General features: G+C 63.3%; 16 protein-coding genes. 6 read left to right on the plus strand and 10 right to left on the minus strand.

Features of this window, described 5'->3' with window-relative positions; translation table 11 throughout:
• Window positions 1–153 precede the first annotated feature (153 nt).
• The gene (locus IPM12_09265) at window positions 154–2,793 is read left to right on the plus strand and encodes a valine--tRNA ligase (protein MBK9147987.1); all 2,640 of its coding nucleotides are present in this window, start codon (window positions 154–156) and stop codon (window positions 2,791–2,793) included.
• Here the strand turns inward: IPM12_09265 and IPM12_09270 are convergent, their stop codons facing one another.
• The 8 genes from IPM12_09270 to IPM12_09305 all read right to left on the minus strand — a co-directional run bounded on the left by IPM12_09270 (window position 2,794) and on the right by IPM12_09305 (window position 18,582).
• Window positions 2,794–5,688 (minus strand): carboxypeptidase-like regulatory domain-containing protein, encoded by a 2,895-nt coding sequence (locus IPM12_09270; GenBank protein MBK9147988.1) that lies wholly within the window; start codon window positions 5,686–5,688, stop codon window positions 2,794–2,796. It lies immediately after the preceding gene.
• 51 nt (window positions 5,689–5,739) lie between these two features.
• Entirely contained in the window at window positions 5,740–6,186 is a 447-nt protein-coding gene (locus IPM12_09275) for a DUF2214 family protein (GenBank protein ID MBK9147989.1), read from the minus strand.
• 10 nt (window positions 6,187–6,196) lie between these two features.
• Window positions 6,197–6,694: a DinB family protein gene (locus tag IPM12_09280; protein ID MBK9147990.1), complete on the minus strand. Its 498-nt coding sequence runs from the start codon at window positions 6,692–6,694 to the stop codon at window positions 6,197–6,199.
• Window positions 6,695–6,726: 32 nt separating this feature from the next.
• On the minus strand, window positions 6,727–8,592 hold the full coding sequence (locus IPM12_09285; protein MBK9147991.1) for a polysaccharide biosynthesis protein: 1,866 nt from the start codon (window positions 8,590–8,592) through the stop codon (window positions 6,727–6,729).
• A gap of 92 nt (window positions 8,593–8,684) precedes the next feature.
• The gene (locus IPM12_09290) at window positions 8,685–12,254 is read right to left on the minus strand and encodes a hypothetical protein (protein MBK9147992.1); all 3,570 of its coding nucleotides are present in this window, start codon (window positions 12,252–12,254) and stop codon (window positions 8,685–8,687) included.
• Window positions 12,137–12,946 carry a hypothetical protein gene (locus IPM12_09295; GenBank protein ID MBK9147993.1) on the minus strand — a complete coding sequence of 270 codons (810 nt, stop codon included), beginning with the start codon at window positions 12,944–12,946 and terminating at the stop codon, window positions 12,137–12,139. The genes IPM12_09290 and IPM12_09295 overlap by 118 nt, the downstream gene beginning before the upstream one ends.
• A complete protein-coding gene (locus IPM12_09300) occupies window positions 12,876–17,744 on the minus strand; it encodes a hypothetical protein (GenBank protein ID MBK9147994.1) in 4,869 nt (1,622 codons plus the stop codon). Before IPM12_09300 ends, IPM12_09295 begins: the two co-directional genes overlap by 71 nt.
• A 394-nt stretch (window positions 17,745–18,138) precedes the next feature.
• Window positions 18,139–18,582 (minus strand): universal stress protein, encoded by a 444-nt coding sequence (locus tag IPM12_09305; GenBank protein MBK9147995.1) that lies wholly within the window; start codon window positions 18,580–18,582, stop codon window positions 18,139–18,141.
• 124 nt (window positions 18,583–18,706) lie between these two features.
• Here IPM12_09305 and IPM12_09310 point away from each other — a divergent pair, with 124 nt between their 5' ends.
• A complete protein-coding gene (locus tag IPM12_09310; GenBank protein MBK9147996.1) occupies window positions 18,707–20,218 on the plus strand; it encodes a sulfatase-like hydrolase/transferase in 1,512 nt (503 codons plus the stop codon).
• A 14-nt stretch (window positions 20,219–20,232) separates the two neighbouring features.
• Here IPM12_09310 and IPM12_09315 read toward each other — a convergent pair whose 3' ends face one another.
• Together IPM12_09315 and IPM12_09320 are read right to left on the minus strand one after the other, a co-directional pair.
• Window positions 20,233–20,811, minus strand: coding sequence for a YdeI/OmpD-associated family protein (locus IPM12_09315; protein MBK9147997.1), 579 nt, complete (start codon window positions 20,809–20,811; stop codon window positions 20,233–20,235).
• Between the two features lie 26 nt (window positions 20,812–20,837).
• The gene (locus IPM12_09320) at window positions 20,838–21,278 is read right to left on the minus strand and encodes a DUF1801 domain-containing protein (protein MBK9147998.1); all 441 of its coding nucleotides are present in this window, start codon (window positions 21,276–21,278) and stop codon (window positions 20,838–20,840) included.
• 127 nt (window positions 21,279–21,405) lie between these two features.
• Here IPM12_09320 and IPM12_09325 point away from each other — a divergent pair, with 127 nt between their 5' ends.
• The 4 genes from IPM12_09325 to IPM12_09340 all read left to right on the plus strand — a co-directional run bounded on the left by IPM12_09325 (window position 21,406) and on the right by IPM12_09340 (window position 26,275).
• Window positions 21,406–21,834 (plus strand): DUF1801 domain-containing protein, encoded by a 429-nt coding sequence (locus IPM12_09325; protein MBK9147999.1) that lies wholly within the window; start codon window positions 21,406–21,408, stop codon window positions 21,832–21,834.
• Between the two features lie 276 nt (window positions 21,835–22,110).
• Window positions 22,111–23,277 carry a hypothetical protein gene (locus IPM12_09330; GenBank protein MBK9148000.1) on the plus strand — a complete coding sequence of 389 codons (1,167 nt, stop codon included), beginning with the start codon at window positions 22,111–22,113 and terminating at the stop codon, window positions 23,275–23,277.
• Window positions 23,278–23,691: 414 nt separating this feature from the next.
• On the plus strand, window positions 23,692–25,476 hold the full coding sequence (locus IPM12_09335) for a PKD domain-containing protein (GenBank protein MBK9148001.1): 1,785 nt from the start codon (window positions 23,692–23,694) through the stop codon (window positions 25,474–25,476).
• A 49-nt stretch (window positions 25,477–25,525) separates the two neighbouring features.
• Window positions 25,526–26,275, plus strand: a complete 750-nt coding sequence (locus IPM12_09340; GenBank protein ID MBK9148002.1) for a hypothetical protein — start codon at window positions 25,526–25,528, stop codon at window positions 26,273–26,275.
• Window positions 26,276–26,337 lie beyond the last annotated feature (62 nt).

A 26,337-nucleotide genomic window follows, 5' to 3' on the forward strand; every position in this document is an offset into this window, starting at 1 on the left:
CCGGCGCGGTGATGATGGCCGCTCGCGGCAGGTACGAGGTTCACGGCCTTTCCAGGATCGGTCGCGAACGGCGGATGCGAAGGCAGCAGCTCCTTGATGGGCACCCCGGGCGATAGCTGGGCAGCGGGCTACTTTCGCCGCTCATTCCAGGCGATGGAGATCCCCAAGCATTTCGATCCGCAGAAGGCAGAAGGCAAATGGTACCGGCATTGGATGGCCAAGGCCTACTTCCGCAGCGTGCCCGACCACCGCGAGCCCTATACCGTGGTGATCCCGCCGCCCAACGTGACGGGCGTGCTGCACATGGGGCACATGCTCAACAACACGATCCAGGATGTGCTGGTGCGCCGCGCGCGCATGCAAGGCAAGAACGCCTGCTGGGTGCCCGGCACCGATCACGCGAGCATCGCGACCGAAGCGAAGGTGGTGCAGCTGCTGGGCGAACAAGGAATCAAGAAGAGCGCGATCGGACGTGAGGAATTCCTGAAGCATGCCTTTGCGTGGAAGGAGAAGTACGGCGGCGTGATCCTGGAGCAGTTGAAGAAACTCGGCGCCAGCTGCGATTGGGACCGCACGCGTTTCACCATGGAGCCCGACCTCAGCGAGGCCGTCATCGACGTCTTCATCGACCTGCATAAGAAAGGCCTGGTGTACCGAGGCCTGCGCATGGTGAACTGGGATCCGGTGGCATTGACGGCCGTGAGCGACGAAGAGGTGATCATGAAGGAGCAGAATTCAAGGCTCTTCCATGTGCGTTACGCGATGGAAGGCGCAACGGAGCAATGGGTCACCATCGCCACCACGCGCCCGGAGACGATACTCGGCGATACCGCCATCGCAGTCCACCCGGAGGATGAGCGCTACGCCCACCTGAAGGGCAAGCGCGCGCTGGTGCCGCTTATCGGTCGCAGCATCCCCGTCATCTTCGATGAATACGTGGAGCGCGAATTCGGCACCGGTGCGCTGAAGGTCACGCCTGCGCACGATACGAATGACCACGAACTGGGAAAGAAGCACAATCTCGAGACCATCGACATCCTGGAACCGAATGGCACGCTCAGCCCCGCCGCTCAGCTCTACGTGGGTGAGGATCGCTTCGCTGTGCGCAAGAAGATCGTGAAGGAGCTGGAAGAGAATGGGCACATCGTCAAGATCGAGGACATCAAGAACAAGGTGGGCTACAGCGAGCGCACCGATGCGGTGATCGAGCCGCGCCTCTCGTTGCAGTGGTTCGTGAAGATGGACGAGCTGGCCAAGCCTGCCTTGGAAGTGGTGAAGGATGGCCGCGTGAAACTGCATCCGCAGAAGTTCGCCAACACCTACTCCTATTGGATGGAGAACGTGCGCGACTGGTGCATCAGCCGCCAATTGTGGTGGGGGCAGCGCGTGCCCGCGTGGTACAATGAGACTGGCGATGTGGCCGTGTGCAGGACCGAAGCCGAAGCGATCGCACAGTTCAAGGCCTCCGGACAAAGCACCAACGGCATCAAGCAGGATGAGGATGTCGTGGACACCTGGTTCAGCAGCTGGCTCTGGCCCATCAGCGTATTCGACGGCTTCAAGGACCCGAGCAACGCCGACATCAAGTATTACTACCCGACGAACGACCTCGTCACCGCGCCGGAGATCCTCTTCTTCTGGGTGGCGCGCATGATCATGGCCGGCTTGGAGTACCGCCAGGAGGTACCGTTCAGGAACGTGTATCTCACCGGCATCGTACGCGACAAGCAGGGGAGGAAGATGAGCAAGAGCCTCGGCAACAGCCCTGATCCCTTGGAACTGATCGAGAAGTTCGGCGCCGATGGCGTGCGCGTGGGCATGCTCCTCACCAGTCCAGCCGGCAACGACCTGCCCTACGACGATTCGCTCTGTGAGCAGGGCCGCAACTTCAGCAACAAGATCTGGAACGCCTTCCGCTTGGTGAAGGGCTGGACCGTGGATGATCGTCCGCAACCGGCTTCCTCAGCGGCGGCTGTCGCCTGGATGCAGAGCCGAGTCGCGCGCAGCACCACCGAGATCGATCAGCTCTTCGCGCAGTTCCGCATCAGCGAGGCGCTCATGGCCACCTACAAGCTGGTGTGGGACGACCTGTGCAGCTGGTACCTGGAGAGCATCAAGACCGCCTTTTTGAAGAACGCGGCGGGGGAGGGCGTGGCCGAACCGATTGATCGGAAGACCTACGAGGCCACCGTGGCCATCTTCGAGGAAGTGATGAAGCTCCTGCATCCCTTCATGCCCTTCCTCAGCGAGGAGGTGTGGCACCTGCTGCGCGAGCGAAAGGAAGGGGAGGACATCATCGTGGCCGCATGGCCCAAGGGCGGCGCGGGCGATATGAAGCTAGATGCCGAGGTGCAGCACGCCTTCGACCTGGTGACTTCCGTTCGCAACGTCCGCAACGAGCGCGGCATGAGTCCGAAGGAACCGGTGGAAGTGCAGGCAAAGGGGTCCGCTCCCATGCGCGCGGCCGTTTCAGCGTTGGTGAACAAGCTGGCCAACGTAACGGCCATCGCTGAGGTGGAGAAGGTCAGCGAAGGCTCCATCACCTTCCTGGTAGGGACAACCGAGTATGCAGTGGACCTCGGCGGCAACATCGACACCGAGGCTGAAACGAAGAAGACCGAAGCAGAGCTCGCGCACCTGCGCGGCTTCCTGGCCAGTGTGGCGAAGAAGCTCAGCAATGAGCGCTTCGTGAATGGCGCACCGCCGCAGGTGCTGGAGAACGAACGGAAGAAGAAGGCCGACGCCGAGGCGAAGATCAAGGCGCTGGAGGAGCGGCTCGCAGTGCTGAAGTGATCAGCGCCGATCCAATTCATAGATCAGCTGCACGTACGCCAGCCTTCCCACGAAGGGACCGCCGTACACCATCCGCACCTGATTGTCGAAGACGCGTTCCCACCGCGGCCGGTTGGGTTCGGAATCCTCGAACATTGGGATGAAGCCGAACAGGTTGCTTCCTCCCAGCTTCACCGTTAGATGCTGCACGGGGAATTTGACGTTCACCTGGGCATCGATCATGTCGTAGCTGGGAATCGGGCCGGTGAACTGCGGTGAGCCGGTGAAGGTGAAGCCCTCCACGTACTTCCAATTGATGCCGAAGCCGAGGTTGGGCTTGCCGCTGAACGGCACCTTCATGTCGTGTCCGGTGAAGCTCACGTTGAACTTGCTGCGTGGGGTGTTGAAGGCGGGGATGATCGGGTCGTCATCGCCGGTGACCAGCTCGTTGTAGCTGTAGTTCGCGCCGTAGGTCATCTTTTTGCGGAAGTAGCTCACGCCAAGGTTGGCGCCCTGGGTGCGCACGGTAGTGGTTGCGTTGGCCGCGAGGCGGTAGGCCTGAAGGCCGCCCACGGGGAAGCCGTTGGTCTGATCGAACTGCGCGCTTATGCCGATGAGGTAGCCGATGAAGTCCGTATACCAGCTGTGGTAGGCGCTCACGTCGATGTAGAACTTCTCGGCGTGCGTGCCGCGGTAGCCGGCCTCGATGGTGCGCACCTGCTCCGGCCGCAGGCGGTCCGTGTTGAAGTAGTCGAGCTTCGAGAGCCCCTCGAGCAAGGTGGGCGAGGAACGGTACTCGTTGAAGCTCTCCACGGTGATCAGGCTGTCGCGGCCCGCCTCGAACTGTCCATCGACATTGCCCAGCAGGATGGCGCGACCCACGTTGTAGTATAGGTACTGGTCAGCGAGCGTTGGGTTGCGCACCGCGCTGCTGAAGCTCACCCGGAAGGTGCGGTCCTGGCGCGGGATGTACACGAAGGAGAGGGCGGGGGAGAGCAGGGCATTGAAATTCTGGTTCTTGTCCAATCGGAGCGTGGCAGTGGCCTTCAGCTTCTCCTTCAGCAGCTTCTTCTCGAGGCCGGCATAGAGCCCGAATTCGTTGTTTCGGATCACCACATTGCCGGTGTCGCGGAAGATGGTCCCCGCGCTGTTAGGCATGTACTGCCGGAAGCTGCCGCCTACGGCGATCTCCCCGAACTTCGGCTTGAAGCGGTACTCGCCCATGGCGTGCACCAGCTGGCTGCGGTCGTAGAAGAGCGATCCGCCCTCGGTGAATCGCTTGCCGCGGATCTCGTTCAGCTTGTCGGTGAAGCGCGGTGTTCCCACGATGTACGCCGGGTTCAATTCGTTATTGTCGATCAGCGCGATGCTATCCGCGACTTCATCGTGGTAGCCGGTGAAGAGGCCGGGATTCTGAGCCACGAATTGCTGGACGTAGGCATCATACTGTTCCTGAGAGGTGATGCCGGACCCGGGCAGCAGGGCCTCCTGCACGGTGATGAAGTCCGGACGCTCATTGTTGATCCGCGGCCGGATCCAGGTCTCCCACAGCGTGAAGTACTTGATGTTCCATTCGCGCGTCTCGCCAGCTGCCTCCTGCAGGCGCACGCCGGTGGTGAAGATGTCGTAGGTTTTCCCGGCATCCTCGCCGGTGTAGTAGCCGCGTAGGAACCACTTGCCTTCCTTCCTGATCTCAAGCCGCTGCTGCCAGAATTGCACGCCATCCAGTCGGTAGCGGTTCTCACCTTGATAGACCGTGCTGCCCGTGCTGTAGTTGGCGGCAGCGATCACCTCCACGCTATCGGTGATCTTGTAATGCACCGATGCTCCCGCCTTGAGGTTGTTGGTCCCGTAGTCAACCAGATCCTCCTCGCGGTAGCCAGGGCGCAGGAATAGGCCAAGGCCGGGATAGGTCCTGCGGTCGAAGGCGTTGTTGCTGAAATCATTGTTCACCGTCACATTCTCATCGCCATAGATGTTCACGGCATCAAAGCGGCCGGGATTTCCCGGTTGCGTGGGGCTGTTGCTCGTGGCGCTGTAATCCTGCGCGTACCAATCCTCGGCACGCATGCCGAAGATGTTCAGCTTGTAGGCGACGCGCGGCTTGCCGTCCTTGTCCTTGAACACTTGTGCCCACCGAACGGCTCCCTCAAGCAGCCCGCGTTCACCTCCCTTGGCGCTCACGCTCAATCCGGGGAAGGTCCACGGGCTCTTGGTGGTCATGCTCACCACGCCGTTGAATGCGCCAGGGCCATAGTAGGCCGTACTGGCTCCGGCGATCACATCCACCTTCATCACATCCAGATCGCTTGCGCCAAGGAAGTTGCCCAGTGAGAAGTTGAGGCCGGGGCTCTGGTTATCCACGCCGTCGATCAGCTGCAAGGAGCGCACGGGGCTGGTGCTGTTGAAGCCGCGCGTGTTGAGCACCTTGAAGCCCATGCTCGCTGCTGTCATGTCCACGCCCTTGAGGGTGCCGAGGCTCTCGTAGAAGTCGCCGCTTGGCGCTTCGCGGATGGCGATCACATCCATGCTCTCCACTGTGAGCGGCGCCTGCTTCTGCTTCTCGCTGATGCGGCTGCCCACCACCTCGGCTTCGCCGAGCAGGACCTGGTCAGTGCTGAGCCTCAGTTTCAATTCCTTGTCGAGGCTCTTCACCACCAGCTCCAATTGCGTGTAGCCGATGTAGCTGACCACCAGGGTGTACGGCGGCAGCTCGCTCACCAGCAGCTCGAACCGCCCATCGATGTCGGTCACGGCGCCGATGGTGGTGCCTTTGAGCACCACGTTGGCGCCTATGAGGGTCTCGCCCGTTGCGCCGTCGCTCACGATGCCGCGCAGCTTGTACTGCTGGGCATTGGCCGCCGCCGCGCAGCAGCAGCATGGGATGAAGAGGCGGAGGAATCCGCGCAGGAGCATTCGCAGTGCAGGCATGCCGGACAGGTTTCGCCGGGAAGATAGAAGCGGTATTCAGAACCCCCGTGCCATGGCCGCTGCCATGAGTACCATCAGCAGGAGCAAGGGCAATTGGGCAAAGGTCAGCCGCGCAAGGAGCGGGGCCTTCTCCAGCGGGATGGCACTGTACTTCTTGAAGGCCATGCGCCAGCGGATCAGCGTGATCATGGGCAGCAGCTCCAACGCGAGCACGAGCAGGAAGAGGCCCATCTTGCCGATGAACCAGTGGCTCTCCAAGTAGTGATCGCTGCCTTTCTCCGCTCCACCGAAGGCGCGCCAGAGCCCGCTGCCGACCCAGATCAGCGCCGCGATGCCGTACCAATTGTCGGCATGGAAAACGTCGGGAAGGTCGGCGGCGGTGGTGGTGCGGCGCAATGCCCGGCCGCGCGCATACACCGCCGCGATGCCGATGGCGAGCGCCAGCAGATGCAGAACGGCGAGGAGGAAACGGCCGGTGAGCATGCGCGAGTGCTCAAACGGTGGCGATGCCGTAGAGCTTGCACAGGGTGGTGAGGTGCCCGGTATGCAGCGATTCGTGCCGGGCCGCATGGATGATCGCATCGCGCACCGTTGTCCCGATCAGCGGCAGGCCCGTGCGATTGGGAGCATCCAGTTGCTCCGTCGTGAGCGTGGGCAGGTAGGCAATGGCTTTCTCATGCACCGCCTTGAAGGTGCCCCACACCTCTTCGTAGGGCGGGCATTGATCAGGCGGCAGTCCCTTTCCACCAATGCTGAAGTGCTTCGCCCAGCTGAATTTCTCGAACGGGCCGCCCGTGCTGTAGAGCAGCAAGCCGTTCTGCGTGGTGGCCATGTGCGCTACGATCCAGAACAGGCTGTTCAGCGGCTTGCCTTCGCAAACGAATACGCGATGCGGGTCCTGGCCCTTGAGCTGGCTCAGATAGAAACGTGAATATTCCCGCGATCGCTCAACGATTCGGGCGAGGAACTGGGCTTCGGTGTGTTGGCTCATGAGTGCTGGGGGTATCTCGTTGCTGGACCGGATCAAAGCATCGGATGCGACGGGGTTCCAGTTGAGGCGGGCGGGCGCGGCCCTATTCCGTATTCGGGGATCATGTCCTTCAACGCCTGCATGGCTTCATGGCTCTCCATGCGGAGCAGGGCGTCCGTCCGGCGAAGCACATCGTCCGCATCAACCGGCGTCACCTGCCCGATGAGGATGCGCGGATGGTGGGTCGGGACCGTGTTCTCGGTAGTGGCGAGCAGCTCTTCGTAGAGCTTCTCCCCGGGGCGCAGGCCGGTATAGGTGATGGCGATCTCGCTGCCGGGCTCCTTGCCGCTGAGGCGGATCATCTTGTCGGCGAGCTCGGCGATGCGCACGGGCTGTCCCATATCGAATACGTAGATCTCGCCGCCCTGGCCCATGGCTGCGGCTTCCATCACCAGGCGGCACGATTCGGGGATGGTCATGAAGAAGCGCGTGACCTCCGGATGCGTCACCGTCACGGGGCCGCCGGCCTCGATCTGCTTGCGGAATAATGGGATCACTGAGCCGCTGCTGCCGAGCACATTCCCGAAGCGAGTGGTGACGAATACGGTTCCGCAGCCCTGCGCGATGGCGCCCACGAGCATCTCGGCGGCGCGCTTGCTGGCGCCCATCACGCTGGTGGGGTTCACGGCCTTGTCGGTGCTGATGAGCACGAAGCGCTCCGCCCCATGCTTGCACGCCAGCCGTGCCACGGTGCCCGTTCCGCCGAGGTTGGTGCGCACGGCCTCTTCGGGTTGGGCCTCCATCAAGGGCACATGCTTGTAGGCAGCGGCGTGGAAGACCAGCTGTGGGCGCTCATGCGCGAACACGGCTTCCATGCGATTCCCGTCCCGTACATCGGCCACGTGCACATGGAGTTTTTCGCTGCGGCCCTTTCCCACCAGTTCCATCTGCACATCGTACAGGCCGCTCTCCGCGATGTCGATGAGCGCGAGGGAGGCCGGCTCCATCTCCGCCAACTGACGGACCAACTCGCTGCCGATGCTGCCCGCGGCGCCAGTGACCAGCACGCGCTTGCCGGCCACGAGCCGGCGCACGGCCTCCTGCTCGAGGTGGATCACTGCGCGCCCGAGCAGGTCCTCGATGCGCACCTGCTGGATCTGACCTGCGCTCAGCTGGCCATTGATCCAATGGTTCACCGGCGGAATGGTGCGCACCTGCACCTTCGCGGCGATGCAGGCATCCACCACCCGCCGCCGCTTCTCCGGGTCCGGCTTGCCGATGGCGATGATCACCTGGTCGATGCCTTCGGCAAGCAGCGCTGGAAGCCGGCCGGTGTGCGTGATGCCGACGCCTTCGAGGCGCTTGCCCGCTTTGCGCTCATCGTCATCCGTGAAGGCCACCACTTCATACTTCACCGACCCCTCGCGCTCGAGCGTGCGCTTGGTGATAAGGCCGGCCTCGCCCGCGCCATGGATGATCACCCGCACGCGCTCCTTGCCAGCGCCCTGGCTGCGCAGGTGCAGCAGCTTGAAGGCGATGCGCGCTGAGATCACCAGCATGGCGGTGGCCATGAATTCGATGATGATCACCGCGCGCGGCAGGAAGTACTGGCCATCTAAGAGGAGGTAGCGCAGCAAGCTGATCGCGCCGAGCACCGCTGTGCCAGCAGCAACGGTGAGGAAGAGGCGGCGCGCATCCTCCGTGCTGGTGTGCCGCACCATGATGCGCGGGATGCCAGCGATCAGGAAGGTAGCGGCGCGCACGATCAGGAATAGGGGCAGCACGGGTAGCAGAAGGTCAACCTCATGCGCAGGCACCTTGAAGTTGAATCGGAGCAGGTACGCTGAGGCTAGCGCCACCATGCACAGCACCAAGTCGATGAAGAGGATGCCCCAGCGCGGGAAAAGACGACCGGCCATGCGGCCAAGATAGGATCGCGCGCATGGGGGACGAGGAACGAAGAAGCCCCGGCTTGCGCCAGGGCTCCATCGGTTCCGTTACAGGGTGTGCTTCAGGGCTGCGCCAGTAAGCGGCCCATGAGTTCCTCGCCATTGAGCCTTACGCGGTAGAGATAGGCGCCGCCATTGCGCTCGGCCGGGCGGAAGGGCAGCACCACCATTGCGCCAGCCTCCACATGGCCGTTGTACAACTCGCTCACCACGCGCCCTTGCAGGTCAGTGATGATCACTTGGACAACTCCGCTCTCCTGCGCTGTGATGCTGATGCTGCTCTCCTCGCGGAAGGGGTTCGGCCATGCGCTCGCTACCATCTTGATGCCTGCTTGCACCGGGCCTTTTCCGTCTTCCTCTTTCTTGTCGCACCACACGGTGATGAGCTGCACCTGCGTGCTCGCGTTGCCGCATTCGTCCATGGCGATGTAGGTGCGGGTGATGACGTATTTGCCGTCTTCATCCTGTTCGCCCTTCTCCTCCTCCACGGTGATGGTTACTTCCGCTGAGCAATTGTCCGTGGCTTCACATTTGTCGGTGGGCTCCGGCACATCCTTGCATTCCACCGAGATGTCTTCCACCGGGCAGCTGATGACAGGCGGTACGTTGTCGATCACCTCAATTGTCCAAGTGGCCGTGCCGATGTTCCCGCACTGGTCCTGCGATGTCCAGGTATGGATGATGGAGTAGTTGCCAGCGCAATTGCCTTGCACGATTTCCATATTGTGATAGACGGCAACATCCACCTTGGTGCATTCATCGTAGGCCGTCACATCGGGCGTAGTGATCGCGTCCATGTCCGCATCGCAGGCGATGTTGATGCCGTCAGGCACATTGTAGAAGATGGGCGCCACGTCGTCGATCACGGTGATGTACTGCGTGCAGGTCTCGGTGCTGCCATCGCTACCCACAGCATGCCAGGTGCGGCGGATCACATACGGACAGTTGCTGATGATGGCATCGCTCCACCAGGCCTGGACCACATCCGGGCAATCATCATCCTTCTTCTTGTTGAAGATGGGTTCGCCGCCGAGGCCGAAGGGTGAGAAATCATCGGCGCACGCCACGGTGATGTCAGCAGGGCATTCCAGGATCAAGGGGTCGCAGTCCTTGTCGCAGTCGGTGTTCTGCTGCACTTCGATGCTGAACTCATTGGTGCAGCCGTTCACTCCAGTGAGGATGAGCGTGTAGGCGCCAGGATCGGTGGTAGAGATGGAGTTGCCGCTGCCCACGAGTCCGCTGGTGTTGAACCACTCGGCTGAAGCAATAGCGCTGTTGCTGTTGTAGCTCACAACTGCTGGTTCACCATCGCAGCCGATCAAGGTGCTGCTGAGCGTGGCTTGCGGCGCCTCAACGTCGCTGCCTACTTGTGTAGTCGCGGTGCTGGTGCAGCCGTTGGTGCCGGTGACCACCAGGGTGTAGGTGCCTGGGGCGCACACGGTGGGGTTCTGCTCGGTGCTGCTGAAGTTGTTCGGGCCGCTCCATGCGAACGAACCGTTGCCGGTGCCCGTGAGCATCACGCACTCATTGCCGCAGGTGATGGTCCCGCCGGCGGCTTGCGCTCCGGGGGCATCGGTGTCCTGCTCCACCTCAGCGGTGGCGGTGCTGGTGCAGCCGTTGGTGCCGGTGACCACCAGGGTGTAGGTGCCTGGGGCGCACACGGTGGGGTTCTGCTCGGTGCTGCTGAAGTTGTTCGGGCCGCTCCATGCGAACGAACCGTTGCCGGTGCCCGTGAGCATCACGCACTCATTGCCGCAGGTGATGGTCCCGCCGGCGGCTTGCGCTCCGGGGGCATCGGTGTCCTGCTCCACCTCAGCGGTGGCGGTGCTGGTGCAGCCGTTGGTGCCGGTGACCACCAGGGTATAGGTGCCTGGGGCGCACACGGTGGGGTTCTGCTCGGTGCTGCTGAAGTTGTTCGGGCCGCTCCATGCGAACGAACCGTTGCCGGTGCCCGTGAGCATCACGCACTCATTGCCGCAGGTGATGGTCCCGCCGGCGGCTTGCGCTCCGGGGGCATCGGTGTCCTGCTCCACCTCAGCGGTGGCGGTGCTGGTGCAGCCGTTGGTGCCGGTGACCACCAGGGTGTAGGTGCCTGGGGCGCACACGGTGGGGTTCTGCTCGGTGCTGCTGAAGTTGTTCGGGCCGCTCCATGCGAACGAACCGTTGCCGGTGCCCGTGAGCATCACGCAGGTGTTGCCGCAGGTGATGGTCCCGCCCGCGGCTTGCGCTCCGGGGGCATCGGTGTCCTGCTCCACCTCAGCGGTGGCGGTGCTGGTGCAGCCGTTGGTGCCGGTGACCACCAGGGTATAGGTGCCTGGGGCGCACACGGTGGGGTTCTGCTCGGTGCTGCTGAAGTTGTTCGGGCCGCTCCATGCGAACGAACCGTTGCCGGTGCCCGTGAGCATCACGCACTCATTGCCGCAGGTGATGGTCCCGCCGGCGGCTTGCGCTCCGGGGGCATCGGTGTCCTGCTCCACCTCAGCGGTGGCGGTGCTGGTGCAGCCGTTGGTGCCGGTGACCACCAGGGTATAGGTGCCTGGGGCGCACACGGTGGGGTTCTGCTCGGTGCTGCTGAAGTTGTTCGGGCCGCTCCAAGCGAAGCTTCCGTTGCCGGTGCCCGTGAGCATCACGCACTCATTGCCGCAGGTGATGGTCCCGCCGGCGGCTTGCGCTCCGGGGGCATCGGTGTCCTGCTCCACCTCAGCGGTGGCGGTGCTGGTGCAGCCGTTGGTGCCGGTGACCACCAGGGTATAGGTGCCTGGGGCGCACACGGTGGGGTTCTGCTCGGTGCTGCTGAAGTTGTTCGGGCCGCTCCAAGCGAAGCTTCCGTTGCCGGTGCCCGTGAGCATCACGCACTCATTGCCGCAGGTGATGGTCCCGCCGGCGGCTTGCGCTCCGGGGGCATCGGTGTCCTGCTCCACCTCAGCGGTGGCGGTGCTGGTGCAGCCGTTGGTGCCGGTGACCACCAGGGTGTAGGTGCCTGGGGCGCACACGGTGGGGTTCTGCTCGGTGCTGCTGAAGTTGTTCGGGCCGCTCCATGCGAACGAACCGTTGCCGGTGCCCGTGAGCATCACGCACTCATTGCCGCAGGTGATGGTCCCGCCGGCGGCTTGCGCTCCGGGGGCATCGGTGTCCTGCTCCACCTCAGCGGTGGCGGTGCTGGTGCAGCCGTTGGTGCCGGTGACCACCAGGGTATAGGTGCCTGGGGCGCACACGGTGGGGTTCTGCTCGGTGCTGCTGAAGTTGTTCGGGCCGCTCCATGCGAACGAACCGTTGCCGGTGCCCGTGAGCATCACGCACTCATTGCCGCAGGTGATGGTCCCGCCGGCGGCTTGCGCTCCGGGGGCATCGGTGTCCTGCTCCACCTCAGCGGTGGCGGTGCTGGTGCAGCCGTTGGTGCCGGTGACCACCAGGGTGTAGGTGCCTGGGGCGCACACGGTGGGGTTCTGCTCGGTGCTGCTGAAGTTGTTCGGGCCGCTCCATGCGAACGAACCGTTGCCGGTGCCCGTGAGCATCACGCAGGTGTTGCCGCAGGTGATGGTCCCGCCCGCGGCTTGCGCTCCGGGGGCATCGGTGTCCTGCTCCACCTCAGCGGTGGCGGTGCTGGTGCAGCCGTTGGTGCCGGTGACCACCAGGGTATAGGTGCCTGGGGCGACACGGTGGGGTTCTGCTCGGTGCTGCTGAAGTTGTTCGGGCCGCTCCAAGCGAAGCTTCCGTTGCCGGTGCCCGTGAGCATCACGCACTCATTGCCGCAGGTGATGGTCCCGCCGGCGGCTTGCGCTCCGGGGGCATCGGTGTCCTGCTCCACCTCAGCGGTGGCGGTGCTGGTGCAGCCGTTGGTGCCGGTGACCACCAGGGTGTAGGTGCCTGGGGCGCACACGGTGGGGTTCTGCTCGGTGCTGCTGAAGTTGTTCGGGCCGCTCCATGCGAACGAACCGTTGCCGGTGCCCGTGAGCATCACGCACTCATTGCCGCAGGTGATGGTCCCGCCGGCGGCTTGCGCTCCGGGGGCATCGGTGTCCTGCTCCACCTCAGCGGTGGCGGTGCTGGTGCAGCCGTTGGTGCCGGTGACCACCAGGGTATAGGTGCCTGGGGCGCACACGGTGGGGTTCTGCTCGGTGCTGCTGAAGTTGTTCGGGCCGCTCCATGCGAACGAACCGTTGCCGGTGCCCGTGAGCATCACGCACTCATTGCCGCAGGTGATGGTCCCGCCGGCGGCTTGCGCTCCGGGGGCATCGGTGTCCTGCTCCACCTCAGCGGTGGCGGTGCTGGTGCAGCCGTTGGTGCCGGTGACCACCAGGGTGTAGGTGCCTGGGGCGCACACGGTGGGGGTTCTGCTCGGTGCTGCTGAAGTTGTTCGGGCCGCTCCATGCGAACGAACCGTTGCCGGTGCCCGTGAGCATCACGCAGGTGTTGCCGCAGGTGATGGTCCCGCCCGCGGCTTGCGCTCCGGGGGCATCGGTGTCCTGCTCCACCTCAGCGGTGGCGGTGCTGGTGCAGCCGTTGGTGCCGGTGACCACCAGGGTATAGGTGCCTGGGGCGCACACGGTGGGGTTCTGCTCGGTGCTGCTGAAGTTGTTCGGGCCGCTCCATGCGAACGAACCGTTGCCGGTGCCCGTGAGCATCACGCACTCATTGCCGCAGGTGATGGTCCCGCCGGCGGCTTGCGCTCCGGGGGCATCGGTGTCCTGCTCCACCTCAGCGGTGGCGGTGCTGGTGCAGCCGTTGGTGCCGGTGACCACCAGGGTATAGGTGCCTGGGGCGCACACGGTGGGGTTCTGCTCGGTGCTGCTGAAGTTGTTCGGGCCGCTCCAAGCGAAGCTTCCGTTGCCGGTGCCCGTGAGCATCACGCACTCATTGCCGCAGGTGATGGTCCCGCCGGCGGCTTGCGCTCCGGGGGCATCGGTGTCCTGCTCCACCTCAGCGGTGGCGGTGCTGGTGCAGCCGTTGGTGCCGGTGACCACCAGGGTATAGGTGCCTGGGGCGCACACGGTGGGGTTCTGCTCGGTGCTGCTGAAGTTGTTCGGGCCGCTCCAAGCGAAGCTTCCGTTGCCGGTGCCCGTGAGCATCACGCACTCATTGCCGCAGGTGATGGTCCCGCCGGCGGCTTGCGCTCCGGGGGCATCGGTGTCCTGCTCCACCTCAGCGGTGGCGGTGCTGGTGCAGCCGTTGGTGCCGGTGACCACCAGGGTGTAGGTGCCTGGGGCGCACACGGTGGGGTTCTGCTCGGTGCTGCTGAAGTTGTTCGGGCCGCTCCATGCGAACGAACCGTTGCCGGTGCCCGTGAGCATCACGCACTCATTGCCGCAGGTGATGGTCCCGCCGGCGGCTTGCGCTCCGGGGGCATCGGTGTCCTGCTCCACCTCAGCGGTGGCGGTGCTGGTGCAGCCGTTGGTGCCGGTGACCACCAGGGTATAGGTGCCTGGGGCGCACACGGTGGGGTTCTGCTCGGTGCTGCTGAAGTTGTTCGGGCCGCTCCATGCGAACGAACCGTTGCCGGTGCCCGTGAGCATCACGCACTCATTGCCGCAGGTGATGGTCCCGCCGGCGGCTTGCGCTCCGGGGGCATCGGTGTCCTGCTCCACCTCAGCGGTGGCGGTGCTGGTGCAGCCGTTGGTGCCGGTGACCACCAGGGTATAGGTGCCTGGGGCGCACACGGTGGGGTTCTGCTCGGTGCTGCTGAAGTTGTTCGGGCCGCTCCATGCGAACGAACCGTTGCCGGTGCCCGTGAGCATCACGCACTCATTGCCGCAGGTGATGGTCCCGCCGGCGGCTTGCGCTCCGGGGACAGTGGTGTTCACTGTGACATCAACCTGATCCGTCGCCGTGCAGCCGGTCTGAGTATTGGTGACCGTAAGCGTGTAGGTGCCGGGAGCGTTCACCGTGGGGTTGGCTGAACCGCCGCCATTGACGATGCCAGGGCCGGTCCAGCTGAAGCTCACGCCTGGCGTCTGGCTCGAACCGTTCAATTGCACAGTCGCTCCGGTGGTGCAATTGATCTCCACGTCGTCGCCCGCGTTCGCAGAGGGCGGCAAGGTTCCATCGATATTGACCAGCACCACCGCGCTGCATTGGTTGAAGTCGGTGACCTGCACGGAGTACGCGCCGGCACTCACATTCGTAAGGTTCGGACCGGTCGTGCCGGTGCTCCAGAGATAGCTGTAGCCGGGGGTGCCTCCTGTTCCGCTCGCTGCGGCGCTGCCTGTTCCGCTTCCGCATGCGTCGAGCGTGGTGCTCACGTTCGCACTGAGCGGAGCGGGTTGCCCTACCACGAAGTTGGCAGTTGCACTGCAGCCGTTGAAGTCGGTAACGGTCACGCTGTAAGGACCGGCAGCGAGGTTCACTGCGGTTTCGCTGGTCTGCCCATTGCTCCATGCGTAGGAGAATGGTGCCTGGCCATCGGCTGTTGCGGTGATGCTGCCGGTGGCCGCACCGTTGCACAGCGCATCGGTCACCGTTCCATCGGCGGTCATGATGCGCACCTTCACCACTTGGTCGGCGGCGCCGGCGAGGATGCAGGCATCGCCTCCTATGATGCGGCGGATGTATGTGTCCTGCGTGAGCGCACCGATTTGCGCGCCGCTGAGGTTCTGGCCCGTGGCGCCGGGTATGTCCGTCCAGTTGAGGCTATCAGGGCTGATCTGCCATTGATACGTCGCAGCGCTCGGGAAGGCAGGGTACCCAGAGGCGACGTTGTTGCGCACGATGGTGGGCAACGAATAGCTCGGCTCCGATCCCGTGATGTCGCCTGGGGTTGCGCCGGGGCAGATGGACACGCCTTGATAGGTGATGCTGTTGCCGAGCAGGTCGGGCGGGTTGGCCCAGACCACAAGGCCCGGCTCGTAGCGGCTCGTCGGGCTGTTCTTGGTGGTGTTGACGGCGCCTTGGGTGAGGGGGATGTTGTTGCTCTGCGCTGTGACGATGGTGTAGATGCGGCAGTTGCTGAACTTGATGCCGCGCTCGCCCACGGGGTCGTAGTCGTCATTGGTGCCGCCGTAGTAGGTGCTGAATTCAAGCAGGTTCAGGGCGGCGTTCAACTTGAAGAAGACCTTGTCGCGGCTGCCCTGATTCGCGGTTTGCAGCGGCACGTCCGGTGAAGCGCTTACGGGGAAGTTGCTGCTGCCGCTGTATCCGAACACGTACACATCGTCGTTCTGGTCCGTGTTGAGTCCCATCATGTTCTCCTCATTGCCGGAGCCGCCGATGTAGGTGCCGGCGATGAAGGTCTGATCGACGGTCATTCGGCCCACGTAGAAGTCGTTGCTGCCGTTGTGGGAGGTGTCGAAAGCACCGGCGCTGAGGTTCGCGCTGTTGAGTCCGCTTGAGACTCCGCCGAAGCAGAGCTCATCCTTGGCGGTGTTGAACTCCATGCAGAGCAGGTTGGCATTCTGGCTGCTGGCGCTGGAGTAATAGCTGCTCCAAACGGTGGCAGCAGTGGTGCCGTTGAGGCGCTGGAGGAATCCGGCCGTGCTGCCGCCGCGCGTGCTCTGGCGCGGGTTCAGGGTAGGGAAATTGGTGCTGCTGGTGTTCCCGCCAACGAAGAGGTCGCCGGTTGCGGGGTTGTGGAGCATGATGCTGGCCCGGTCGGCGGAGCTGCCGCCGTAGTTCCGCATCCAAACGAGGCTGCTCAGGTCCTGGTTGATGCGGAAGAGGAAGACATCGCTCCCGCCGTTGTTGGTGTTGCTGGCCCCGCTGCCAGGGTTCACCGTGAGCAGGTTGGTGCTGGTGGTGCTGCCTGCCACGAACACATCGCCATTGGCGGCCAGGCGCACATCGTAGTTGTCGTCGCTTCCGTTGCCTCCCACTACGGCCGCCTTGATGCTGTTGCCGGCGGTGTTGATCTTCAGCACGAACACGTCGATGCCGCTCTGGGCCTGCTGGTTCACGCTGCTGCCGGTGAAGGCCGTACCGCCCAAGAGCGGGAAGTTGGTGCTGCTGGTCTGGCCGGTGATGTACAGGTTGCCATCGGGTCCCTGCTCCATCGCGTAGGGGTTGTCATCGCCGTTGCCTCCGATGTAGGTCTGCCACACCCGGGTGCCGCTGCCGCCCACCGTTGCAGGCTCGAGGTACTTGCCCACGATCATCTCCAAGCCGCCATTCGTCGTCTCGTCGAACGCGCCGGGCGTGATCTGGTCGGTGGTCCCGGTCACTCGGGCGACCACGTAGATGGCACCGTCGCTCGGGTCCACCCAGATGCAGTGTCCGTGGTTGTCGCTGCTGCTGTTGGTGTTGATCCACGTGGCCCAGCGCATGGCGATGGGGTCGATCACCAGGGGTTGGGTGCGGTCGTATGCGCCCAGGGTGAATCGCAGGACATTGCCGTCCACCTTATAGGTGGCGTCGATGCGTGTCTCGCGGCCGTTGCTCCGTTGGTAAACGTATGGTGCGGGATGGGCCATCTCGCCCAGGATCGTCTCGATGACCAATTCGCCGTCGTCGTTCACATGCATGCGCTCGATGCCCTCGTGGGCGATGGCGACATTGCCGGGGTCGCCGCCCGGCATCACGATCAGGTCATACTCCAACGAGCCGTCCTCAGCCGGATAGTAGCGCGCATCGATGCCACGATAGATGCCCGTGTACCAGACCTCCTGGAAACTGGAGGCATCCAAGGCGCTGCGCTCCCCCACGAAGTAGTTGGTCAATTCGGGGTGCCGATCACGCGCCTCGATCCGCATGGCATCCGAAGCGCCGATGAAGCGGTGCCGCCAGGAATGGCCGCGCTTGCGCCATTGCAGCTCGCGCATCGGTCGGCCCTGGGCCATTTCCTCCTCGATGCGGAATCCATCGGCGATGCGCTTCTCCACTTCCACAGGGTCAAAGGCGGTGACCACCATGCCTTCAGCGGTGGCCACAGCTTGGCCAAGCGGGAAATCGGCGCGGTAGAGGACCTGCGGTCCGAACTGCCCTCCGTTCTCCATGAAGGTGATGCGCTGGTCGTGGCGGTTCAGCAGGGCGTCAATGTCCTCGTGCTCGTGGCCATGGTCCTGGCCGGTGTGCTGTGCACGGGGTTTCACCGGATCGTGCCGGTGCTGTGCCGCTGCTTGCCAGCCTGTGGCCAGCAGCAGGAGTAGCGCGATCACTCGCGCGAGCTCTTTCGTGAAAGGGTTTCGGTGCTTCATCGGGGTTCGAGGTGTAGGGGTTTGCTCATGAGGTGTGGAAGGCCAATGGCCCTCCAGTTGAGTCGTTGCTGGCCTGCGGTCTTGGTGGTGCCCAAGGCCCAGGTCGGGATTGAGCCAGAGCACCTTAGGATTGGGCGCCGGCAAGGCTGCTTGAGTGAATCGCATGGTCTTGCTCAGTTGGCTGAACAAGTGTCCAAAGGCAGGGTCTGAAGAGCGATCCGGTCGAGAAAGAGTGGCGCGAACGTATTGGAATTGGTAGATGATTGTCAAGCGTTCGTCGAACAATGGGGCCTATTCGTGACGAAGCCAGGGCATCATAACAGCCGTTGGAACGGCCTATCGCCCGGTGAACTGGACCTAGGACTCGGTTCCGTGATTGTCCCGGTGAACCGGCCTAACCGCGATCCGGAGTAGGCACTACCAGCACGGGTGCCTTGCATTCACGGAGCACTTGCTCGCTCACGCTGCCAACGAAGGCGCGATAGAGCGCGCTGCGCCCATGGGAACCCACCACCACCATGTCGATCTTCAACCGTTCGACCTCTGCGAGGAGAATCTCCGCAGTGGGGCCCTGGACGAGCAGGGCTTCGGCCTCAACGCCCTGTTCGCGGACCTCCGTGGCCATGGCTTGCAGGTCGATGTGCTCCTGCCGCAGCTGTTCAGCCCGATGATCACGGATGTATTGCGGACCTGTCTTGAAGCCGATGAAATCGGGGTCCGGTGCGGCCACATGGATGATCCACAGCTTGGCGTCGTGTCTCTTCGCCAATTCGGTTGAAAGCGTGAGCAGGCTGGGGGTGACCTCAGAGAAGTCGATAGCGGCAAGGATGTTCCTCATGGCTGCGGTCTTTGCGGTGAAGTTAGCTCGAGCCATGGCCGTGGATGATGGCATCGATCAGTCCGGCTTCGGGTCCCTTTCCTCGATGGATTGAACCAAAGGGTGAATGGCGCATCTTCGATGCATGAAGGCCATCCTGCTGTTCACGGGCATCACGCTCGCCACCGGAGTGCATGCCCAGACTCCGAACGTGTTGCTGGTGATCGCGGATGACATGGGCCTGGACCCGATGCCCGGTTACCTCCCCGGTCCGCAGAAGGCCGTGATGCCGCACCTCGAGTCGCTCATGGCGCAAGGCCTCACCTTCGACCGTGTGTGGGCCGATCCTTTGTGCTCGCCCACCCGGAGCACGATCATCACTGGCCGTTACGGCTATCAGACCGGCGTGCTCAACCCCGGCGATCTGTCGTTGCTCCCATCCGATGAGATCACCTTGCACCGCTACCTCTCCGACATCAACAGCGGATATGCGTCGTGCATCATCGGCAAATGGCATCTCGGCGGCTCACAGCCGGATCCGGCGTACCCGAACATGATGGGCATCCCGCATTACGCCGGCCTGCTGAGCGGGGCGGTGAGCAATTACAACCAATGGCCGCTCACGGTCAATGGCAGCACCTCGCCTTCCAACGTGTACATCACCACCGCCATCACCGATATGGCCATCGATTGGATCGGGCAGCAAACGGCGCCATGGCTCTGCTGGGTGGCCTATAATGCGCCGCACACGCCGTTCCATCTGCCTCCGCTCTCCATGCACAGCCAGGGCGCCCTGCCCACCGATCAGGCGAGCATCAATGCGAACCCGCTTCCCTACTACCTCGCCATGTGCGAGAGCGTCGATCACGAGATCGGCCGCTTGCTCGATGCGCTGGGACCGGACTCGCTCAGCAATACCGTCGTGATCTTCATCGGCGACAACGGCACCGACATCAATGTGATCCAAGCGCCCTACCTGCAGAACCACGCGAAGGGCACCTTGTATGAGGGCGGCGTTCACGTGCCGATGGTGATCGCAGGCGCAGGCATCACCCGGGCCGGCGAGCGTGAGGAGGCCCTGGTGAATACCGCCGACCTGTTCACCACCGTTGTCGAGATCACAGGAGCGTCGCTGCCGGTGTACCAGGAGAGCCGGAGCTTGGTACCAATGTTCTCCCAGGGCGGACTTACCGTGCGGGAGTGCCTCTATGCCGGCGTGTTGTTCTCGGGCACCTCGGGCAGCGCGATCCGCAACGACCGATGGAAGCTGATCAGCTTCGCCAATGGCCAGCAACGCTTCTATGACCTGCTCAACGATCCCTGGGAGCAGCAGGACCTGCTGCCGGGCGGACTCACGCCCGATGAAGCGGATGCCTTCGATGCACTCGTCGCTGCGTGCTCGATCAATACGGCTTCCGCTGCGCAGGATGCAGAGGCGGGGGTTTCCATCCGACCCAATCCCGTGCAGCTTGAGCTGCGGATCGACGCACCCGATGGCATGCCCTTGCAGGTTCGGGTCCGGGATGCGGCAGGGGCGCTCGTGCTTGAGGCCAGCAATGACCGGCGCCTGGATGTTTCGCAGTTGGCCGCCGGCTTCTACCTGGTTGAGATCGCGCAAGGCACGAGCCGCAAGCTCATGCGCCTGGTGAAGGAATAGCGCATGATGGCGGGTCAGTCATCCAGGCCCTTGCCCGCCAGGATCCGCTGCATGTGCTTCTCGATGCGCGCTTCCCGCGTATTGCTCTGCTTGGCTTCGGCGAAGTGCAAGAGGTAGCCGCGCTGCCTTCCAGGCGTAAGTGCTTGAAAGGCTTTCTTCAGCGCGGGCATGGCCTTCAGCTTCGCTGCGAACTCTTCGGGCATCGCGAACTCCCGCGTTGGCTTCAGCGGCACCTTCATGCCGGCCTGCTCCACGTCGATGGCCTGCTGCATGTAGCTGCGGATCACTGGGGCCAGACCATTGATCTCCTTCAGGCTGCGGAATCGGATCTGCCTTGCGCTCTGCACGTTGGCCGTCTGTTGCACGAGGATGCCATGGTCGTCCTTCAGCAGCGCACCCTTGTGGAAGAGCAGCGCGCAATAGTCGTTGAAGCCGTGCATCAGGAACACATTCTTGCCCTTCAGGGTGTAGCACGGGTGTCCCCATTTGAGCTCTTCGGTCAGTCCGGTATCCAGCGCCAGTTCGCGCAGCGCAGCGAAGCAGTCCTTCCACCGGCCATCCTTCGCGAAGAACCAATCGACCTTGGCATTCATGCCTTCATGGGTTGGGTGCGATGCCTTCAATGCTTCAGCCACCCCGGCAAGGCAGCTGCCTGTTTCAGCCAGTTCACCAGTTGCTCTTCGTCCTCGATGCCGCCCTCGCGGATATCCAGGTAGCGCGCGTTCTTGTCCTTGCTCGGTCCGGGTGGCATCGGCTCCAGCGATTGGCCATAGAAGAAGGTAATGCGCACGAAATGGCCGAACACATGCGTGGCGATGAACCAGCCCTGGCCCTCCACCCCATAGAACGGCGAGTTCCACTTCACGGCCTTCTGCAGCTTGGGGATGTGCATCTCCAGCAGCGCATCCAGTCTCTCCCCGATTGCGCGCTTCCAGCCGGGCATCGCGGCGATGTACGCCTGCACCGGCGCGTCGCCATCGTCTTTGGGGATCTGCGGGTTGCCGCCTGAGAGGCGCTTCACGATCGGCTTCTCCTTGGAAGGCGATGCGCTCTTCTTCATGGCGGCCTTAACGCGTGCTGCCGGTTTCTTCGTGGAGGCGGTCCTTGCTTTCCCTGGCATGGTCCGAAATAAGTGCATCGAACGATCGCCGCATCAGGCCGATCATCTTTGCGCAACAAACATCGCCATGGCCAAAGCCGAACTCAAGACCAAGGAGAACGATGCGAGCGTCGAAGCCTTCATCGCGAAGCAGGGCGAAGAGGTCGCTGCCGATTGCCGAGCGATCATGAGGCTGATGAAGAGGATCACGGGCGAAGAGCCGCGCATGTGGGGCACCAGCATCGTTGGTTTCGGCCGATATCACTACAAAGGCAGAAGCGGGCGTGAAGGCGAATGGATGCTCACCGGATTCAGCCCGCGCAAGGCGAACCTCTCCCTGTACATCATGAGCGGATTCGACATGTCGGCCGCGCAGCTGAAGAAGCTCGGCAAGCACAGCACCGGGGTGGGCTGCCTCTACATCAAGCGCCTCAGCGATGTGGATGTGAAGGTGCTGGAGGAGCTGATCGCAAAAGGGGTGAAGGCGCTGGAGAAGATGCGCGTGAGGCAGGGCTGAACGGCGCCGCCGCCCAGGGCAACTTCGATCGGTACGGCGCTGGCCCGGGAAGCTTGCGTGGTGCATCACCGGCACCGCTGCCTCCGCTGTTTCCAGCTCACGCCCATGGCCGCACCGGACAGAGAGATCCGTTCGTGCCTGCCCACCGTTCATCCCCCTGCCCGCCGATGCCTTGGCGCGCTTCACCGATGGTTGTTCCGCAAAAGGCGGCAGGCGTGGTCTGCCTAGGTTGCTCATCGCCTGTGGCAGAACACGCCGGCCCGAACCCCATCGTCCATGAGATTGATGCTACCCTTCGCTTTCATCGCGTGTGCACTGACGCCCACTGCGAATGCACAGAACGCCTACGAGGTGCTGGTGAACAGCCGCGGCACCAACGCCGTGCACCGCTACGATGCCAGCGGCAACTTCCTCGGTGAGTTCATCACCTCCGGTTCCGGGGGCTTGATCGGTCCGGAGCAGGTGCTCTTCCATCCCGATGGATCAGTGCTCGTCACCGGCTTCGGCAACAGCGCCATTAAACGCTACCACGGCTTCACCGGCGAATACCTCGGGAATTTCTCCTCGGGCTATGCGCTCGAATTGCCTTCCAAGATGTCCATCGGTCCGGACAGCCTGATCTACGTGACCCAATGGGGCACCGTGCAGCAGAAGGTGGTGCGCTTCGACCTGGGCGGTGACTTCGTGGACGAATTCACCAGCATCGACACGCCCAACGGGCTGGGCCACTTCTGGGATGCGCAAGGCCGCTTCTACCTCTCCGTGTACGGCAACGGCGCCACCGGCACGGTGCAGCGCTTCGCGGCCGACGGCACCTTCCTCGATGTCTTCATCAACAGCTCCATCCTGCAAGGCCCCACCGATCTGTGGCAGGAGGCCAACGGCGATGTGCTTGTGCTGGACTGGACCATGGGCAATGTCCAGCGCTACGACTCCACCGGCAGCTACCTCGGGGTGTACATCGGCGGGCTCACCAATCCGGAGGGGCACTCCTTCCTGCCACCCGGCGGCGACCTGCTCATCGGCGACTGGGGCGAGGATGCTGTGCACTGGTTCGATGCCTCGGGCATGACGCTGGGCTACTTCGCCAGCGGGAACGGATTAACGGATCCCAATGGCGTGTACGTGCGCGAAGCGCCCGCCGTGGGGATCGCGGAGAGCGCGGCGGCGAACGGGACCCTGACCGTGAGGCCCAACGTGGGCATTGGTCCCTTTGAGCTGTACGTGCAACATTCCATGAGCCCTGGTGCGCACTTCGAAGTGCTGGATGCCCTGGGCCACGTGGTGGAAGAGCGGTCGTTGCGGCAAGCGGGCAGCAACGGCCTCAGGTGGCGATGGATGCCGGATGGCCAATGGAGGCCCGGCCGATACACGGCCGTCGTGCGTGATGGCGGCACGGTCATGCGTGCTCCCATAGTGATCATAAACCAGCCGGGGAATTAGAGGCTGATAGCGTTCGTGAAGGACATTGTCCCGGTGGAAATGCACGTAGGCGCGCCCTGTGCTGCGCCCTGGCCATCGGTCCAATAAGGCATCCGAGGCATGCATACCGCGAAGTATGTGGTGCGATGGACGTGAGGATTACCGAGCCCGGCCAATTGGAATCGGGACCAGATCAATCGGTTTTTCTGGTATTCGAGTTACCATGACCGACCTGCCGAAGTGCACCGGATCGACGATCGGAGGCGGAAGAAGCTGTGGGCCGCTTACGGCCGGTGCCAGCAGGGCGGGTGGCAGGTTGGACACGGTTCGATCCAGGATATGTCGGAGGGGTAGGTTCAGCGGTTGATCATAGGGGGTCAGAAGAAGAATCAAGAACCCGGGCCGCCACTGGTCAGCAATCGATAGCTTAGAACCATGCAACACGTGCGAGCACGGATACTGACCGCAGCATGGATGCTGCTCCCGCTCCTGGCCTTGGGCCAGCGATATGAATGGCTGGTTCATCCCGATGCGCCGGCGACCTTCAACGGTGACAAGGGGATCGCGGTGGATGAACAGGGCTATAGCTACATCGCGTTCACCTTCGAAGGCGTCTGCCTCATGGATGGCGTGGCCCTGCCGGTGCTGGGTGGGGCGCGGGATGTGGCGGTGACCAAGGTCGATCCGGATGGCAATATCCTCTGGTCAAGGACCATGGGGACCGTTTCGCAAGACGCTTTCCACGATATCGCTGTGGACGGCACCGGCGCCGTGTACATCTCGATGCTCGCCTCCGCAGGGGTGAACGTCACCGCCGATTCCACATACAGCGGCACTGCCCCATACCAGGTCATCCGCCTGGGACCGGATGGGAGTTTCCGGGGCGCGGCGTCCTTTCCGTCTTACGTGAACATCGATGCGATCCGGAACGAAGTGTACATGAGCTTCGGCACCACGGTCCAGCGCACAGACACGGCGTTCTCGGTGGTCTGGTCCTACGATTCGGGCGGAAATCCAGCGTTCATCGAAGGCTTGGACATGTTCGGTGCGGTCTCCGCCCGCGGCGGTCGCGTGGCCTTCTCCGGGTTCGATGCCACGATCACCTCGCCGACGCTGGCCGGACTCACCCTGGCCGGTAACGGGGTCGCCGACGATCAATCCGTCGTCTTCGTGTTGGACACCGCTGGTGTGCCGCTATGGGGCTTCCTGAGCGATGGCACGAACAACGTCCTTGAGGAGGTCCGTGATGTGGGCCTGGACGATGCCGGAGGGCTCTTCCTCGGGATCCAAGTGAACTATCCGACATTCCAGTTCGCGGGCGCCACGGTGGTGAACAGCAATGCCAACCCCAACCTCTGCGTGCTCGCTCGGATCGATCCCATGGGCATGGAGCAATGGGCTACCCGTTTTGAACCGACCACCCTCGGAGGCGTGGATGCGCTAGCCGTCACCGCTTCGGGGAATGCGGCCTTCATGGGACCCGCCGTCATCGGAGGTTCCATCGGCACCTTCGCGCTGGGACCGGGTGAGCGCTTCTACGTGGCCATGGTGGATGCGGCGGGAACGCCGCTCTGGCTGAAAAGCGGGCCGGGCTTCGCCCCCGGCGGCAGCGATCTGGATGGAGGGCCCGGAGAGGATGTCTGGGCCGCGCTGTTCACCAACAACAACCTGTCGTTCGACTGCGTGACCTTGCAGGGCTTCAGCTATATCATCGGGACGCGGATCTCCGACCAGCCCGCAATGACCCCCGACGCCGGGTTCAGCTTCACCAGCAATATGCTCACGGTTGACTTCACCGACCTTTCCATCGATGCTGATTCATGGCTATGGGACTTCGGCGACGGCGGCACCAGCACCGATCCGGACCCCTCGCACACCTATGCCGTTCCTGGCACCTACACGGTGACGTTGAGCGCCAGCGCCGGTACGTGCAGCGACGTCTTCTCCGCCCAAGTGGTCGTCCTCACGACGGGTGTGCCCGAAACACGTGCGGCAGGCTTGTTCCTGTACCCGAACCCGGCCACGGACAGGCTAAACCTGGATCGGCCGGTGCGCACCACCGATGCCATCCGGATCCTGGACATGCAGGGCCGCGTCCTGGCAGGGTGGTCCCAGGAAGGGTCCGATCGGGTGGACGTACGCGCCCTGCCCGCCGGCATGTACCAGATGGAGGTCCAGCAGGCGGGTGGCCTTATGGTGGGGCGCTTCGTGAAGGAGTGAGGCCACAGGCAGTTGGTCCGTCCGTCGCGAACGCGATATTCGGAATGCCATGGCCGACCTGCAGAACCGTGCGAGCCACCGATGGACGGGGTACGATTACGCCGGCGTCGGTGCGTATTACCTGACCATTTGCACGCAGGACCGATCGCACCTGTTCGGAAAGATCGTGGATGGCGCATTGCGCCGATCGCCGATGGGTGAATTGACACAGCGGTGTTGGGACGCGATACCGCAACACATGCCGCATGTGGATGTCGGTGAATTCGTGGTGATGCCCAACCATGTTCATGGCATCGTGGTGATACGGGAACGGTTGGTGCGGCCGGATGGTGCGGTGGTGGTTCCCGTAGGGGCCGATCATGATCGGCCCGATACCATGCCGGACCACGATTCCCCGCAACGGCCCGACACCATGCCGGAACCAGATGCAACGACGCAAACCGGAATTCCGGAAACCGCGACCGACGGTAACACGGCCAACGCGCCCCACGCACAAATGCGGGCCGATCATGATCGGCCCCTACGCCAACCCGCGCCGCCCGCGAATACCACCGGACGCACCATGCCCATCGTTCCCGTGGGTTCGTTGGGGCGCATTGTGCGGGCGTACAAATCCGCGGTTACGCGCCTGGCGTACCGCGATGGGTTGTTGCCCCACGGCACGCCCGTATGGCAACGCAATTATTGGGACCGCGTGATCCGCGATGACGGGGAACACGAACGCATTGCCCGGTATATCCGCGACAATCCGATGAATTGGGAACGCGACCGGTTCGGTGGCAGGGCGGGCCGATCATGATCGGCCCCAACGCGCGACAACCCTGCCTCCGGCAGGCGGGCCCGCCAAATGGAAAGGGGACC

It is taken from the genome of Flavobacteriales bacterium (assembly GCA_016716605.1).
GTDB lineage: Bacteria > Bacteroidota > Bacteroidia > Flavobacteriales_F > PHOS-HE28 > PHOS-HE28.

Excerpts from the sequence above, each read along its gene's own strand:
- IPM12_09265 (MBK9147987.1), top strand. The coding sequence starts at position 154 with ATGGAGATCCCCAAGCATTTCGATCCGCAGAAGGCAGAAGGCAAATGG.
- IPM12_09270 (MBK9147988.1), bottom strand. The coding sequence starts at position 5,688 with ATGCTCCTGCGCGGATTCCTCCGCCTCTTCATCCCATGCTGCTGCTGC.
- IPM12_09275 (MBK9147989.1), bottom strand. The coding sequence starts at position 6,186 with ATGCTCACCGGCCGTTTCCTCCTCGCCGTTCTGCATCTGCTGGCGCTC.
- IPM12_09280 (MBK9147990.1), bottom strand. The coding sequence starts at position 6,694 with ATGAGCCAACACACCGAAGCCCAGTTCCTCGCCCGAATCGTTGAGCGA.
- IPM12_09285 (MBK9147991.1), bottom strand. The coding sequence starts at position 8,592 with ATGGCCGGTCGTCTTTTCCCGCGCTGGGGCATCCTCTTCATCGACTTG.
- IPM12_09300 (MBK9147994.1), bottom strand. The coding sequence starts at position 17,744 with ATGAAGCACCGAAACCCTTTCACGAAAGAGCTCGCGCGAGTGATCGCG.
- IPM12_09305 (MBK9147995.1), bottom strand. The coding sequence starts at position 18,582 with ATGAGGAACATCCTTGCCGCTATCGACTTCTCTGAGGTCACCCCCAGC.
- IPM12_09310 (MBK9147996.1), top strand. The coding sequence starts at position 18,707 with ATGAAGGCCATCCTGCTGTTCACGGGCATCACGCTCGCCACCGGAGTG.
- IPM12_09315 (MBK9147997.1), bottom strand. The coding sequence starts at position 20,811 with ATGAATGCCAAGGTCGATTGGTTCTTCGCGAAGGATGGCCGGTGGAAG.
- IPM12_09320 (MBK9147998.1), bottom strand. The coding sequence starts at position 21,278 with ATGAAGAAGAGCGCATCGCCTTCCAAGGAGAAGCCGATCGTGAAGCGC.
- IPM12_09325 (MBK9147999.1), top strand. The coding sequence starts at position 21,406 with ATGGCCAAAGCCGAACTCAAGACCAAGGAGAACGATGCGAGCGTCGAA.
- IPM12_09330 (MBK9148000.1), top strand. The coding sequence starts at position 22,111 with ATGAGATTGATGCTACCCTTCGCTTTCATCGCGTGTGCACTGACGCCC.
- IPM12_09335 (MBK9148001.1), top strand. The coding sequence starts at position 23,692 with ATGCAACACGTGCGAGCACGGATACTGACCGCAGCATGGATGCTGCTC.
- IPM12_09340 (MBK9148002.1), top strand. The coding sequence starts at position 25,526 with ATGGCCGACCTGCAGAACCGTGCGAGCCACCGATGGACGGGGTACGAT.